12 protein-coding genes and 1 other RNA gene are annotated in these 14,703 nt (G+C 62.9%); 9 read left to right on the top strand and 4 right to left on the bottom strand.

Annotated features, from left to right (window positions below; genetic code table 11):
* Positions 1-155: 155 nt before the first annotated feature.
* The 8 genes from FQU74_RS12695 to FQU74_RS12660 all read left to right on the top strand — a co-directional run bounded on the left by FQU74_RS12695 (position 156) and on the right by FQU74_RS12660 (position 10,837).
* Entirely contained in the window at positions 156-1,967 is a 1,812-nt protein-coding gene (locus FQU74_RS12695; RefSeq protein WP_158635583.1) for a sensor histidine kinase, read from the top strand.
* Entirely contained in the window at positions 1,964-2,587 is a 624-nt protein-coding gene (locus FQU74_RS12690) for a response regulator transcription factor (RefSeq protein ID WP_146286840.1), read from the top strand. Before FQU74_RS12695 ends, FQU74_RS12690 begins: the two co-directional genes overlap by 4 nt.
* Positions 2,588-2,660: 73 nt before the next feature.
* Positions 2,661-3,026 (top strand): response regulator, encoded by a 366-nt coding sequence (locus FQU74_RS12685; protein WP_146286839.1) that lies wholly within the window; start codon positions 2,661-2,663, stop codon positions 3,024-3,026.
* A gap of 115 nt (positions 3,027-3,141) precedes the next feature.
* Positions 3,142-4,122 carry an HAD family hydrolase gene (locus FQU74_RS12680; RefSeq protein WP_146286838.1) on the top strand — a complete coding sequence of 327 codons (981 nt, stop codon included), beginning with the start codon at positions 3,142-3,144 and terminating at the stop codon, positions 4,120-4,122.
* A gap of 122 nt (positions 4,123-4,244) precedes the next feature.
* Entirely contained in the window at positions 4,245-5,159 is a 915-nt protein-coding gene (locus FQU74_RS12675; RefSeq protein ID WP_206665026.1) for a formylglycine-generating enzyme family protein, read from the top strand.
* Positions 5,160-5,262: 103 nt separating this feature from the next.
* On the top strand, positions 5,263-7,866 hold the full coding sequence (locus tag FQU74_RS12670; RefSeq protein WP_146286836.1) for a cation-transporting P-type ATPase: 2,604 nt from the start codon (positions 5,263-5,265) through the stop codon (positions 7,864-7,866).
* A gap of 216 nt (positions 7,867-8,082) precedes the next feature.
* The gene (locus tag FQU74_RS12665) at positions 8,083-9,267 is read left to right on the top strand and encodes a glycosyltransferase family 87 protein (protein WP_146286835.1); all 1,185 of its coding nucleotides are present in this window, start codon (positions 8,083-8,085) and stop codon (positions 9,265-9,267) included.
* Between the two features lie 82 nt (positions 9,268-9,349).
* On the top strand, positions 9,350-10,837 hold the full coding sequence (locus tag FQU74_RS12660) for a UbiA family prenyltransferase (RefSeq protein ID WP_146286834.1): 1,488 nt from the start codon (positions 9,350-9,352) through the stop codon (positions 10,835-10,837).
* An 18-nt stretch (positions 10,838-10,855) separates the two neighbouring features.
* Here the strand turns inward: FQU74_RS12660 and FQU74_RS12655 are convergent, their stop codons facing one another.
* Complete coding sequence (locus FQU74_RS12655; protein ID WP_146286833.1) at positions 10,856-11,221, bottom strand: hypothetical protein; 366 nt, start codon at positions 11,219-11,221, stop codon at positions 10,856-10,858.
* A gap of 284 nt (positions 11,222-11,505) precedes the next feature.
* Between FQU74_RS12655 and FQU74_RS12650 the strand changes: the two genes are divergently transcribed.
* Positions 11,506-12,909 carry a hypothetical protein gene (locus tag FQU74_RS12650; RefSeq protein WP_146286832.1) on the top strand — a complete coding sequence of 468 codons (1,404 nt, stop codon included), beginning with the start codon at positions 11,506-11,508 and terminating at the stop codon, positions 12,907-12,909.
* 32 nt (positions 12,910-12,941) lie between these two features.
* Here FQU74_RS12650 and ffs read toward each other — a convergent pair.
* From ffs to FQU74_RS12635, 3 genes are all read right to left on the bottom strand, one after another.
* Positions 12,942-13,038: signal recognition particle sRNA small type (gene ffs / locus FQU74_RS12645), an RNA gene on the bottom strand.
* Positions 13,039-13,106: 68 nt separating this feature from the next.
* Positions 13,107-14,063, bottom strand: a complete 957-nt coding sequence (locus FQU74_RS12640; protein ID WP_146286831.1) for an alpha/beta hydrolase family protein — start codon at positions 14,061-14,063, stop codon at positions 13,107-13,109.
* Positions 14,060-14,689, bottom strand: coding sequence for an HAD family hydrolase (locus FQU74_RS12635; protein ID WP_158635582.1), 630 nt, complete (start codon positions 14,687-14,689; stop codon positions 14,060-14,062). The genes FQU74_RS12640 and FQU74_RS12635 overlap by 4 nt, the downstream gene beginning before the upstream one ends.
* Positions 14,690-14,703 lie beyond the last annotated feature (14 nt).

Raw genomic sequence — 14,703 nt, 5'->3', positions numbered from 1 at the left:
GGTCTTAGGGTCTCAGCGAGATTAGGCTTGCTGCGGCAATTACGCACAGTTGGACCTAGTACCTATCTGCCAGGGTTTTTTGGGCCGGAGTGGGGGCAATGCCAGAACAACCCGAACGATTGGCGGGCGGGCGCAAGGCCTGGTTGTGCATATGGATGCTGGTCCTGATCATTGCCTGCGCGCCGGCCAGTCAGGCACAGCATGACCCGCGAATTCTCGTTCTCTCCGAAGCCGACAGCCGGCTTCCGCTGACCACAAGCATTCTTGCTGGAATGCAGGAGGTGCTGAGCGAGGATTTCATGACCCGTGGCGATACCTATGTCGAGTATCTCGACATGTTTCGCTTCGAAGAGCCACAGCAGCAGCGACTTCTGCGTGATCTACTGATCGCGCGCCATGGCGGCGCAACTCTGGACGCGGTAGTCGTTCTGGGCCCGAATGCCATGCGCTTTGTCCTTGCCAACCGCGATAGGTTGGCGGCAGGAGCGCCTATCGTCTTTACCGGGATATCCAAGGGTCAGTACACCACCTTGCCGGCCGCGCCAAAGACAAGCGGAACCTTCAGCGGATATGACCCGATCGCGGCGGTCGCGCTTGCCCGACGGCTACAGCCTGAGGCGCGAGAGCTGGTGATCATCACGGGCGCGGGCATCTACGACCGGCAGTGGCGCGAGGCTGCGGGCAGCATGTTCGCTGACAGGTATCAGGGCCTGTCCGTCCGTTACCTTGATGACATGGCGTTGGGTGCAGTGCAGGCCGAGGTGGAGACGCTCGACCCATCATCAATCGTGCTGATGCTGACCTTTACGCAGGATGCAACCGGGCGCCGCTTCATCCCGCGCGATGCGGTGCGCGCAATCTCGGCACGCTCGGGTGCACCGCTTTACGGGGTCTATGACACCTACATCGGGCATGGCATCGTCGGCGGCGTTGTTGACGACTCGCGCGAGACGGGGCGCAGCATCGGCCGCAGCATTCGCATGATCCTTGATGGACAGGACCCTCCGCAGATCGCAACGATTTCGCCGTATCCCGCAGTAGACTGGCGTGAGCTGAACCGGTGGGGTCTGGATCGTGCGGCGCTTCCTGCAGGCACAAAGATCAAGTTCTATGAACCCTCCGTCTGGGAACGCTATCGAACCGCGATCCTGACTGTTGCTGCAATCCTGCTTGCACAGACGGCCACGATCGCAGCCCTGATCGTTCAGCGCGCACGCGCGCAGCGTGCACAGTCTGCCCTTGCGCTAGAGCGTCAGCAGCTCATCCATGTGTCGCGCAATATGCGCCTTGGCCAGCTTTCCGGTGCGCTTGCCCATGAAATCAACCAGCCGCTCGCCGCGATTCTGGCCAATGCCGAGGCTGGCGCCCGGCTCATCCGCCGAACTCCGCCTGATATCGAACAGGTGTCTGCCATCCTTGATGACATCGCGACCGATGACCGCCGCGCCGCCGGGATCATTGCCGGTCTGCGACGGCTGATGGTCAAGGGCGAGACAAACTTTGAGCAGGTCGATCTGAACGATGTGGTACGCGCAACGCTTCTGCTGGCTGAAAGCGAGTTCATTGCGCGGGGTGCCACCGTCCAGCAGGATCTGTCGGCGGTGCCTTTGATGGTGCAGGCGAACATGCCCCAGATGCAGCAAATCGTCCTGAACCTGACGCTGAACGCGGCCGAGGCGATGTCGGAGCTTCCCGCCGAACAGCGTGTCTTGCGTGTTGCGACCCGCCAGTTGCCGAACGGAAAGGCCGAACTTGCCGTCGAGGATCGTGGACCCGGCGTGGAGAAAGGGTTCAGGGAAGAGGTTTTTCGCCCGTTCTTTTCGACCAAGGATACCGGGCTGGGCATCGGATTGTCGATATGCCGCAACATCGCCAAGGCCCATGGCGGTGGGCTTGATTTCGTCGACCATCCATCGCCCGGATCGAGGGTTGAACTGACCTTGCCCCTGACGGGAGGTGCGGCATGAATGCGGTGGTCTATCTGGTCGATGACGATCCTGCAGTCATGCGTGCGCTCTCGCGTCTTCTGGGCGCCGAGGGATTCGAGGTTGCCTGTTTTGCCGATGCCACCTCGTTTCTGGCCGCCCATGATCCGGGCCGGTCGGGATGCGCGGTCATCGACCTGGGTCTGCCCGATCTGGACGGGCTGGAATTGCAGGAGCGCCTCGCAGAAGCCGACGGCTGCCGGCAGATCCTGTTCCTGACAGGGCAGGGCACCATACCCGCGTCGGTCCGCGCGATGCGGGCAGGGGCGGTCGATTTCCTGACGAAACCCGTCGAGCCCGTCGCGTTGATCCGATCGATTCACGCGGCCATCGAGCGTGATGGGACGCTCAGGCTGCGCAAAGCCGCAGTGGACGCCGACCGTGCACGCCTTGCAAGCCTGACCCCGCGCGAGACCGAGGTGATGGAGCAGGTTGCAGCCGGGCGTCTGAACAAGCAGATTGCCGACAGGCTGGGGGCTGCCGAAAAGACCATCAAGGTTCATCGAGGGCGGGTCATGCACAAGCTTGGGGTTCGATCGGTCGCGGATCTGGTCCGGCTTCTCGCGCGTGCGCGCGACGGTCGCGACGGTGATGCCGGCTGATATAAGACCCAGGCCCAACTCGACACCGGTGACGAGTCTGCCAGAATGAAGGCAGGAAACGCGAGGCCGCAACATGGGCAAGCCAACGGTCTGGGTGGTGGATGACGATCCGTCCGTGCTGCGCGCAATGCGGCGGCTGGTCGAAGCGATGTCATGCGACTGCACTGTCTATGCAACCGGCGCCGATATGCTGGCGGGCCTGGTGACGGAACTGCCCAACCTGATCATCCTCGACGTACACATGCCGGGCGCATCCGGAACCGAGGTACTGGCCGAGGTCCGCTCACGCGGGATCGAGGTGCCGGTGGTCATGATCACGGGGGTCAAACGTGCGGGCGTGCAGGACAGTTGCCTGGCGCACGGGGCGCTTGAGGTGCTTGGAAAGCCTGTCGGTGCGGCAGAGGTTGGCGCGATCCTCGCCCGCATCGGGCTCGCCTGAGCGGCGGTAGGCCCATGGTCCGACTTGCGCCGGGCGGCCACGACCATAGGATCGCGACAGTGACAGGCCGATTGACCGGACGCATGGCAGGCACCGGTAAGACAGGAGATTTCTTATGCTGCGTTCCATCCTGATTTCGGCATTGATCGCCGTGGCTTCGCTGGGTGCAGCACGTGCGGATGACTTGCCGTCGTGGACGGACGGGCCGGTCAAGCAAGCAGTCGTCGACTTTGTCACGACAGCAACGACCGAAGGGTCCCCGGGCTGGATCGCGCCGGCTGACCGCATTGCCACCTTTGACAATGACGGCACGCTCTGGGCTGAGCAGCCGATGTATTTTCAGGCGATGTTCGTGATGGACCGTGTTCGGGCACTTGCGCCCGACCATCCTGAATGGACAACGACCCAGCCCTTCAAGGCGGTGCTTGACGGCGACATGCATGCCCTTGCCGAAGCCGGGCAGAAAGGCTTGATGGAGCTTGTCGCGGCCACGCATTCAGGTATGACGGCCGACGAGTTCGAGGCGATCGTCAAGGACTGGATCGCCACGGCCCGACATCCAAAGCTGGAGCGGCCCTACACGTCGGCCATCTATGCCCCGATGGTCGAGCTGCTGACCTATCTGCGCGCAAATGGTTTTGAGACCTGGATCGTCTCGGGCGGCGGCATCGATTTCATGCGGCCATGGGTCGAGAGTGCCTACGGGATTCCGCCCCAGCAGGTGGTCGGCTCGCAAATCGCGGAAAGCTACCAAGTGATCGACGGAAAGCCCCAGATGGTACGCGAATCCGGCATCTTCTTTGTCGACGATGGTCCCGGCAAGCCCGTTGGCATCCATCGGCACATCGGCAAGCGTCCGGTGCTTGCAGTGGGCAATTCGGATGGCGATTACCAGATGCTTGAATATGTCACCGCCGCCGAAGGGCCGCGACTGGGCCTGATCCTTCACCATACCGACGCAGCCCGCGAATTCGCCTATGATCGTGAAAGCCATATCGGCAAGCTCGACAAGGCATTGACCGACGCGCCCGAAAAGGGCTGGGTGGTAATCGACATGGCCCGCGACTGGAAAACGGTATTCCCGCCAGCGCCCTGACCTACACGAGACAGGCAGTGGGACCAGGACGGGCCGGAACAGACGAGAGGAAGACTATGCCAGACGACGCGCACCCCGCACCCTTGGCGGATGACCGCAGGCAGGCCCGGCGGTTGCGTGACATGACCTGGATCCCCGGAGGGCTTTTCCGGATGGGATCGGATGTCCACTACCCTGAAGAGGCGCCGGTGCATCGCGTAAGGGTGCGCGGCTTCTGGATTGATACGACCCCGGTCACGAACGCCCAGTTCAAGCGCTTTGTGAAAGCGACGGGCCATGTCACCGTGGCCGAGAAAAAGCCTGACCCCAAGGACTATCCCGGCGCGCTGCCTGAGTTGCTTTATGCGGGTTCGCTGGTCTTTTCGCCGATGCCCGGAATCCGTGACCTGCAGGACTGGAGCCAGTGGTGGGACTTTCGCAAGGGGGCGAACTGGCGCCATCCCGAGGGGCCCGGCAGCACCCTTCACGGGCGTGATGATCACCCCGTTGTGCATGTCGCCTATGCCGATGCGCTGGCCTATGCCAAATGGGCCGGAAAGGATCTGCCGACCGAGGCAGAGTGGGAGTTCGCCGCGCGTGGCGGTCTCGATGGCGCCGAGTTCGCCTGGGGGGATGAATTGAACCCCGATGGGCGGCAGATGGCGAACACCTGGCAGGGCACCTTCCCGGTCGAGAACCTCGCGCTCGATGGATATGAGCGCACATCCCCGGTCACGGCCTTCCCGCCAAATGGATATGGGGTTCTCGACATGATCGGTAACTGCTGGGAATGGACGCAGGACTGGTTCAGCACCGCCCATAGCCCTGATGTCGCCAAGGCCTGCTGTGTGCCCGAAAACCCGCGTGGCGGACCGATGGAGGCAAGTTTCGATCCGACGCTTCCGGCGATCCGCATCCCGCGGCGCGTGCTGAAGGGGGGCTCGCATCTTTGCGCGCCAAACTACTGCAAACGCTATCGCCCTGCCGCCCGCCATGCCGAGGCGATCGACACCTCGACAAGCCACCTGAGCTTCCGCTGCGTGATCCGCGAGGGTTGAACGGCGCGCGCCGACCTTGTGCCAGATCAAGGCCGTGATAGGCTGCACATGCGACCTTGCACCGGCGCCACCACGTCGGTGCGCCCTTTGACCGGGCCTTCGCATGACTGCATTCCATCACCTTGATGTGGCTGAATGCCTTGCGGCGACGCAATCCGCCTCTGATGGGCTGACCTCGGCCGAGGCGTCGCGCCGGTTGGACGAGCTAGGTCCGAACCGCCTGCCCGCGGTGCGGACGCGCGGTCCGATGCGACGGTTCTTTGACCAGTTCAACAATGTCCTGATCTATGTGCTGCTTGGCTCGGCGATCATCACGGGCGCCATGCAGCACTGGGTAGATACCGGCGTGATCCTTGCAGTTGTGTTCGCCAATGCGGCGATCGGTTTCCTGCAAGAGGGCAAGGCCGAGGCGGCAATGGTCGCGATCCGGAAGATGCTGGCCCCGAGGGCTGCGGTCTTGCGCGATGGCCTGCGCCTGAGCGTCGACGGGGCCGCCCTCGTGCCCGGCGACGTCGTGCTGCTGGAGGCTGGCGACAAAGTTCCGGCTGATCTTCGTATTCTGGTCGCACGCAGCTTGTCGGCGCAGGAGGCGATCCTTACCGGGGAGTCGGTCCCGGTGGAAAAGGCGCCCGACCCGGTTGCCATGGATGCGCCGCTAGGGGATCGGCGCTCGATGCTCTGGTCGGGAACGCTGGTGACCCATGGCTCCGCACGGGGGCTGGTCGTGGCGACTGGCGCTGCGACTGAAATCGGGCGCATCGGCGGTCTGCTGGCGGACGTGGATGAGCTGACCACCCCGCTGGTGGCGCAGATGGATCATTTTGCGCGCTGGCTGTCGCTCTTCATTCTGCTCGCCTCGGCTCTGCTTCTGGTTCATGGCACTTTCGTTGGGCACCATGCCTTCCCCGATATGTTCATGGCTGTGGTCGGCGTCGCCGTGGCCGCAATACCGGAAGGCTTGCCCGCCGTGATGACCATTGCGCTCGCCATCGGTGTGCAGGCGATGGCGCGGCGCAATGCGATCGTCCGCCGCCTGCCCGCAATCGAGGCGATCGGATCGGTCTCGGTCATCTGCACCGACAAGACGGGCACATTGACGCGCAACGAGATGGTTGTGGTGGTGGCCGAAACCCCCCAAGGCATCTTCACGATCAGCGGCGATGGCTATGCGCCCGAGGGCACGATCACGCCCGCAGGCGACCTTGGCCGCCTCGCCTGTGCCGCGGCGCTATGCAATGACGCGCATCTGCGCGGCAAGGATGGCCGCTGGACCGTCGAAGGGGATCCGATGGAGGGGGCGCTGCTTGCCTTTGCCCGGAAGGTTGGCAGTCAACCGGCAGCGCGGCGGCTTGATACAGTGCCCTTCGACAGCCGCCATCGCTTCATGGCCGTTCTGACCGAGGGGGAGGGCGGTCGTCTGACCCATGTGAAGGGCGCGCCTGAACGGGTCCTGATGATGTGCGCAGGGATCGACCTGCACCACTGGCACACCCGGGCCGAGATCATGGCGCGTCGTGGCCTGCGCGTGCTGGCATTGGCCGAGCGTGCGGAGACCGGCATAGAGATCGATGAGACCACCCTGCAGGGAGGACTGACCTTTCTGGGGCTTGTCGGGTTGATCGACCCTCCACGTACCGAGGCGATTGCCGCTGTGGCCGAATGCCGGGCAGCGGGCATCAGGGTCAAGATGATCACCGGGGATCACGCGGGAACCGCCACCGCCATCGCGGCGCAGGTTGGTTTGCAGACCCCTGACCGGGTGCTCACGGGGTCCGAGATCGATGGGCTCGACGATGCTGAGCTGGCGTTGGAGGTGGCGGGCGTCGATGTCTTTGCCCGCACCAGCCCCGAACACAAGCTGCGCCTTGTCGCGGCCCTTCAGGCCAATGGTCTGTCTGTTGCGATGACCGGTGACGGGGTGAATGACGCCCCGGCGCTGAAGCGCGCGGATGTGGGCATCGCCATGGGCCAGAAAGGATCTGAGGCCGCGAAAGAGGTGGCCGATCTGGTGCTGGCCGATGACAACTTTGCCACCATCGCCGCCGCCGTACGCGAGGGGCGCACCGTCCGCGACAACCTGCGCAAGGTCATCGGGTTCGAGTTGCCTACAAGCGCGGGTGAGGCCGGGGTGATCGTGGTTGCCTTGCTTCTGGGCCTCTCCTTGCCGGTGACGGCGGTGCAGATCCTGTGGGTGAACCTGATCACCGGCATCACGCTGGGCCTTGCCCTTGCTTTCGAGCCGACAGAGGCGGGCACCATGTCGCGCCCGCCACCCGGCCGCGACGCGCCGATCCTGTCGGGGGCGCTCGGCTGGCATGTCGTGCTCGTGACGGGGTTGTTTCTGGCTGCAGTCTTCGGCGTCTTCGCCTATGCGCTCGACCGGGGGTATTCGCTCGCGCTCGCGCAGACCATGGCCATGAACACACTGGTGGTGCTTGAGATCTTCCATCTATTTTTCATCCGCAATATTCACGGCACATCGCTGACATGGAGCGCAGTGCGGGGAACCCCGGTCATCTGGACGGTGACAGCCGCGATTACCGCAGCCCAGGTCGCTGTCACCTACGTGCCTCTACTTCAGAAGGTCTTCGGGACAGAGCCGGTTGCGTTGTCGGACGGGCTTCTGATCGTGGGGGTCGGGGCGGCTTTCCTTGCCCTGATCGAGATTGAAAAGCAGATCAGGCTGGGCCTGCGCGGTCGTCCCTGACCCATGCCGAGGTGGCGGGATCGGTCCATTTTTCCCCATATTTTCGCCACAGGACGGGGGCACTGTCAAAGCGCATCTGGCCTGCAAGAATAGACAAGATGGTCGATGTCAGCCAGAATGCCGCAGGTGCATTGAAGATTTCTGACGAATCATTTCCGCGTTCGTTCAACTGTGAGGTGACAAGTGCATTTTTTACCTGCGACGTCTTCCACCAGGATGTCCTACATTTTGCCCGTCGTGATGCTTCTTCTCGGGGTCGCTGCGCTTGTGATGTTCGGCTACGCCGGTGTTGCGCGTGGCGGTGGGAATTTCGCGTTTGATTCCATGTATTTCTACGTCTCGGGCGAGATGTGGGAGGATGGATCTACCCCCTATGATCCCGCCAGCTTCAAGACGCAGATGAGCACGATCGCCGATATCCAGTCGGTCAGCTATGCCTATCCGCCAAACTCTGCCCCGTTCTCACTGGCGATGTCGGTCGGCTCGATCAGCATGGGCCAGCTGATCATTGGCGCGATCAACCTTGCCTCGATTCTGGGGATACTCGCCTTTGTGCATCACGCGATCCGCCTGACGCCATCGGTCGCCGATGCTGCTGCGCAGAATCTCCGCGTGGCCGAGATCGTGACCTGGGCAGTGGTCATCGGAAATCCCTTTACCGCCCATGTGGTCTGGATGGGGCAGACGACCCTGTTCTCGGCGGCTTTTCTGCTGGGAAGCTGGCTGTTTGCGACGAAGCGTCTTGATCTTGTCGCAGGCGTCCTGCTGGGCATCAGCGCCATCAAGCCGCAACTGGTGTTTCTGGTCGGATTCTGGTTTCTGATGGACCGCCGCTGGACCCTGATCGCGGCATCGGCCGTGACCGTTGTCGTGATGTCTGGCTGGCCTCTCTGGGTGAACGGTCTTGAAGGATCATGGGTGGCCTGGGTCAGGTCGCTGATCGACTATCAGGACGGAACCTACAACACGCTGGCGTTCAAGCATGTTTTCGGTATCCGCAGCTTGCTTGCGGGGCAGGGCATTTTGATCCCCTCCACCTTGCCCGTGGCCATTGTTGCCGTAGTGATCCTCTATCGCTATCGCCAGTCCTACGATGCGGTCTGGCTGATCGGCCCGCTTCTGGCGATTTCGGTTCTGCTGATCTACGCCCATGACTATGATCTTGCGCCGCTCGCGATCATGACCTTCCCGCTGTTGATGGCATCCCGTGGCAAGCCTCTGGCACTGGTGTCGATCATCCTTCTGGCGATGGTGATCTATTTCCCGCAGCGGATATGGGAACGTCTCGACATGGCAGATCTCGCCCGGTCGCGCGAAGTGGCGCTTCTGCTGATGCTGACGATCTATCTGGTGATTTGCCGGACGGCACAGCGCGCATCGCGCCTGGAGCCCGCATCCTGAACTCTGCGGCATCGCCACATGCCGCAGATGCCAGCGTAACGCTCTGGCATGACGTGAAATGAAATTGAATGGAAATTAGTCGATGTCCGCCGAAGATACCCAGGCATTTGTCCCTGACTACGGGTTGCAGGATCAGCGCCCGGCGCCGGTCGCCATTCCGCTGATTGTCGATCTTGACCACACATTGTGCCGGACTGACACGATGCATGAGGCGCTGATCGGTCTCTTCGCATCCAGCCCGCGCGCCATCGCCAGCCTGCCATCCTGGCTGGCCTCGGGGAAGAAGGCGTTCAAGACGGCACTGGCCGATCGCAAGATCATCGATCCTGATCAGCTGCCCTATGATGCCGATGTGATCGCACTGATCGAGACGGCCCGCGCCGAGGGCCGGAAAGTCGCGCTGATCTCGGCCTCTGAGCAGCGTCAGGTGTCGGCGATTGCAAGTCACCTTGGCCTCTTTGACGAGGCCGTGGGAACCGGTTCCGACGATGTTTCCGACAACCTCTCGGGGAACGCGAAGGCCGACTACCTTGTCCGGCGCTTTGGTGCGAAGGGGTTCGACTATATCGGCGACAGTGCGGCGGATGTGCCGGTATGGGCAGCGGCACGCAAGGCCTATGGGATCCGCGTGGCCCCCGCAACCGAACGTCAGGCCGAGGCGCAGGGCATCCGTCTGCAGCGCGTCGGCGACGGGCAGTCAGAACTGCCTGCCCTGCTGCGCGCCTGCCGACCGCATCAATGGGCCAAGAACCTGCTAGTGCTGTTGCCGGTGCTGACCGCACACGACCTTGCCCACTTGCCGGCGGCACTTCTGGCGATGGTCTGCTTCTCGCTGACAGCTTCGGCTATCTACATCATCAACGATCTGGTGGACCTGCCCTCGGATCGCGCCCATCCGCGCAAGAAGCACCGCCCCTTTGCCGCAGGCGATGCCAGCGCGCGTAGCGGGGCGATGCTTGCCGTGGGTCTGCTGACGGTTTCGGGGCTGGTGGCTGCGGTCCTGCTGCCGGCTGCGTTCTTCTGGACGCTGCTGATCTATCTCATTGCGACCTCGGCCTATTCCTTCCTGCTCAAGCGCAAGATGATGGTCGATGTCGTGGCGCTGGCCTCGCTCTATACCCTCAGGATCGTCGCCGGCAGCGCGGCGACTGGCATCGTGCTCTCTCCGTGGCTTCTGGTCTTCTCGATGTTCCTCTTCTTTTCGCTGGCCACGATCAAGCGGCAGGCCGAGCTTGAGGATATGGTGACGCGCGGGGCCGACAAGACGGCGGGGCGGAACATGATGGCGGGTGATCTGCCGATCCTGCAGGCCATGTCTGTCGGCGCGGCGCAGGCGGCTGTGCTGGTCTTTGCGCTCTACTCGCAGGACCCGCAGGTTCAGGCGAGTTTCGGCACCCCAAACCTGTTGCTGCTCATCTGTCCCGTGCTGTTCTTCTGGCTTGGCCGCATGCAGATGCTTACCCGCCGTGGGCATATGTCAGATGATCCGATTGTGTTCACGATCAAGGACCGCGTGGGTCTGATCTGCGGCGCCCTGATGCTGCTCATCTTCATTCTGGCCGTGCGCTGAGCGTGCGGTCAGGATGCCTCAGGCCGAGGTTGTCGCGAAGGCGGTGACCAGCAGGCCCGAGACGATCAGCCCCAGCCCGAGCGACCGACCGATGCCGATGGTTTCATGCTGGATCATCGCGTCGACAATCGTAAGGGTGACCATGGCGAGGGCCGTCACAGCGGTATAGGTCAGGCTCAGCGAGTAGGTCCGTATCGCGGCAACAAACGCAGTCAGCAGTGCAGCCGCGCTGATGACCGCCATCCACATCCATGCAGACCCAAGGATCGAAAGGATCAACGTGCCGATGTTCGTCGTATCGAGGCCCTGGCCACCTTTCTTCAGGAACAGGTTCAGGGCGACGTTGGCGCCGGCGGCGGTGACGATCAGGATCCAGTGGTTCATACGCGCGGCCGTCCTTCAAAGGATGTGGAATTGCAAATCCCAGCCCGGTCTGCCGGCTGGCGGAAAACGCGGTCACACTATGCTGGCGCCAGGCGCGGATCAAGGGCGACGCTGCACCTGCAAACTGTGGGTGGTTGCAGGGCGCGGCAAAACCCGTGATCGCCGGCCCGTCGCTGCGTTGCAATTCCGGTCCAATCGAATACAAGATGTCTTGCCCTGCAGGTCATCGAAACTGGAGCATCTCTGCGTGCGAGCACAACCCCGGGCCAGGACGGAGCAGTAGCATGGCGGGATTTGTGCTGCTCATCTGGCCGGCGGTCATGCTGTGGCTGTTCACGAAGTTCGACAAGCAACAGGCGCTGATCCTCTCGCTTGTGGTGGGCTATCTGCTGCTGCCGCAATTGATTACCTTCTACCTTCCCGGCATTCCGGGTTTCGACAAACACTCGATCCCCGCGATCGTTGCCGCGATCCTGCTCGCCAGCAAACGCCACGAGAAGACAGTTGCCGATCCGCCGCCGATGGGTCCCATCGTCAAGGTCCTGCTGGCGGTCTTTATCGTCACACCGCTTATTACCGATCTTCTGAATGGCGATGTCCTGATCGAGGGCAATACCGTCAGGCCGGGACTGACGGTCGCCAGCGGCGTCAAGGAAGTGATGGGGGCTTATATCGAGGTTCTGCCGCTGCTTCTGGGCTATCGGTATCTGCACGACTACCGCGGAGCAAAGATGCTTTGCGGCTATGTTGTCCTGGGGATGCTCTTCTACTCGATCCCCATGATTATCGAGGTCAGGCTCAGCCCGCAGATCAACGTCTGGGTCTATGGCTACTTCCAGCACGACTTCCTGCAGACGATCCGCTATGGCGGCTACCGGCCGATCGTGTTCCTTGAACACCCCCTGTGGGTGGCCTCGATCACCTCGATTGCATTTGTCTTCTCAGTCGGACTGGCCAAGACCGACCGTTCGCTGCGCGCAAAACTTACGGTCGCCTATCTCGCGCTTCTGCTGTTGATCTGCAAATCCGCAGGCGCACTTCTGCTGTCGATGATCTTTGCGCCGTTGATCGGCTTTGCCAACCCGCGGCGGGTGCTGATGATCTGCTGTATCGGCGTGACACTCGCGACGGCCTACCCTGTCCTGCGCTCCTCGACCTTCATGCCGCTGCAGGGGATCGTCGATCTCGCCATGAGCATATCGCCCGAGCGCGGGCGTTCCCTTGAATTCCGCCTGATGAACGAGGAAAAGTTGCTCGAACGGGCGCTGGAAAAGCCGATGATGGGCTGGGGCGGTTCGGGTCGGTCGCTGAACGTCGATCCCTATGATGGCGATACCGTCAACATTCCCGATGGGCTTTGGGTGATCTTCCTCGGCGTGCGGGGGCTTGTCGGCTATCTGGCGGCGTTCCTGTTGCTCTGCGCGCCAGTTTTTCTGATGTATCGGGCGGCTTCGAAATACCGGTCGGTGGAAAGCAGCGAGTTTCCCTTGCTGGGGGCAATGGCGGTTGCCGTGACGATGAACATCATCGACCTGATTCCGAATGCGACGCTGACCCCGATCACCTGGCTGATTGCGGGCACCTTGCTGGGGAACGCGGCACGGGTCTATGGCGGCCATGCCGTGACACTGGCCGACGGCGCGGAAAAACCGCAACCCGAGAAACCGGGTCTGGTGACCATCATCTAGCGATGGCCCGAAAACACGATTTGGGGGGAGGGGGTGAGAGGCTGGACAACGACCCAAGCGGGGCTCGTTACGGCTGCTTCCTTCCGGACCTGACCGGGTTGGCGAGGCGCTCGCCCGCGCCAACCTCTCAAGGCGTCAGATAGGGCATGACGTGACCAAGCGCAAGGGGCGCGATAGAGGTCGCGCCGCGGCAAACTTCAGCGCGGCAGCGCGCCGAGGAAGCCACGCAGGATCCGGTCAAACCGCTCGGGCTCGACCAGATGGCTTTGCAGATGATCGCCCGCGGTGTGCAGCATGGTCGTGCCGCCATCGCGCGCCTCAAGCACGGCAAAGCTGATCTCAGGTGGCACGATACGATCCGCCGCGCCATGAAATAGCAGGACGGGACCATCGAACCCGGCCACCACCGGGATCACGGCGGCCTGCGCCAGATTGGCCCCATGCGTCAGGGCAAAGGCGGGAATCGCGAGCCTCGCGCCAAGGCTGCGCAGCGGCAGTTTCAGCTCGTCCGTGATATGACCCAGCACCATTTGCGCATCGAGTGCAGGTGCATCGAGGATCAGCGCGCTGACCTGATCGGCCCTTGGTGAGCGCGCAAGGAACTGCCCGACAATCCCGCCCCCCATCGAGGCGCCAACCAGCACAATCTTGCGCGCGCCGCGCGCCTGCAGCCAGAGGGCGGCGGCGTCCAAATCCTCCCATTCCGTCAATCCGAAAAGGCGCAGACCGTCGGGGGCACGTGGTGCCTCGGGGTCATTTCTGTAGGTGATCAACAGAACCGGCAGGCCTGCCTCATGCAGGGCGTGCAGATAGGGATAGCCGTCCTCGCGCGCGCCACCGATGCCGTGGACAAAAATTGCCGCAGTTCCGTCGGGTGTTGCATTGGCAGCCGGAGGGATCAACCAGGCGGGCGCCGGTCCGCCGGGAGTATCCACGCTGACCGTCTGGAATGGCAAGCCGAATGCCTGTCCGGGGTCGCCGCGATAGCCCATGACCAGCGGATCGGCGATGGCTTCGGCTGGCGCACCAAAGGCGCGCCCGGTCAGCACCTCGACCAGCAGCCGATGCGAGAACCAGGTGGAAAAGACCACGGCGAGGCAAAACCCGGCCACGAGGACCAGAAGAAGCCGACGTGGCCAGCGTGAACGGCTCATCCGATCAGCCCGCACAGGCGCGCACCGTCAAGCAGCGTGGGGGCGACGTGATGGGCATGATCGCCGGTTGCAGGCAGGATGTCGGGCACCTGCACGACAATGCAACCCGCCGCCCTTGCAGCGGCGGCGCCGGTCTCGCTGTCCTCAAAGACCACGCAGCGCGCCGGGGCCACGCCCAGGCGGGCCGCCGTGGTCAGATAGGGCTCGGGATGCGGCTTTGCACGCTGCACATCTTCAAGTGCAACCACCTGACGGAAGGCGGTCTCAAGTCCCGCCAGCGCCAGTTTTCGCAGCGCACTGTCCCGGCGCGACGAGGTGCACAGGGCCATGGGCTGTGCGATCCGGGCGATCAGGTCATGCACGCCGGGCTTCAATGGCAGGTGATTCTCGATCGCCGACTCAAAGCCGCCGCGCCAAAGCCTGTCAAAAGCCGGAAGGTCCAGCCCCGGATAGGCGGCAACCAGAATGGCATCGCTGGTCGGGCCATCCTTGCCGATCATCTGATGGAACACCTGATCATCGGGCTCATGCCCCATGGACATCAGGCAGCGCCGCCCGAGGTCGAGGGCGACGGCCTCGGTGTCCACAAGGGTTCCGTCCAGGTCGAAGATGACTGCATCGAACATCGGCTTCTCCGCGT

The organism is Gemmobacter aquaticus, assembly GCF_007859075.1.
Classification (GTDB): Bacteria; Pseudomonadota; Alphaproteobacteria; order Rhodobacterales; family Rhodobacteraceae; genus Gemmobacter; species Gemmobacter aquaticus.
This window is presented reverse-complemented; position numbering and strand designations above follow the sequence as displayed.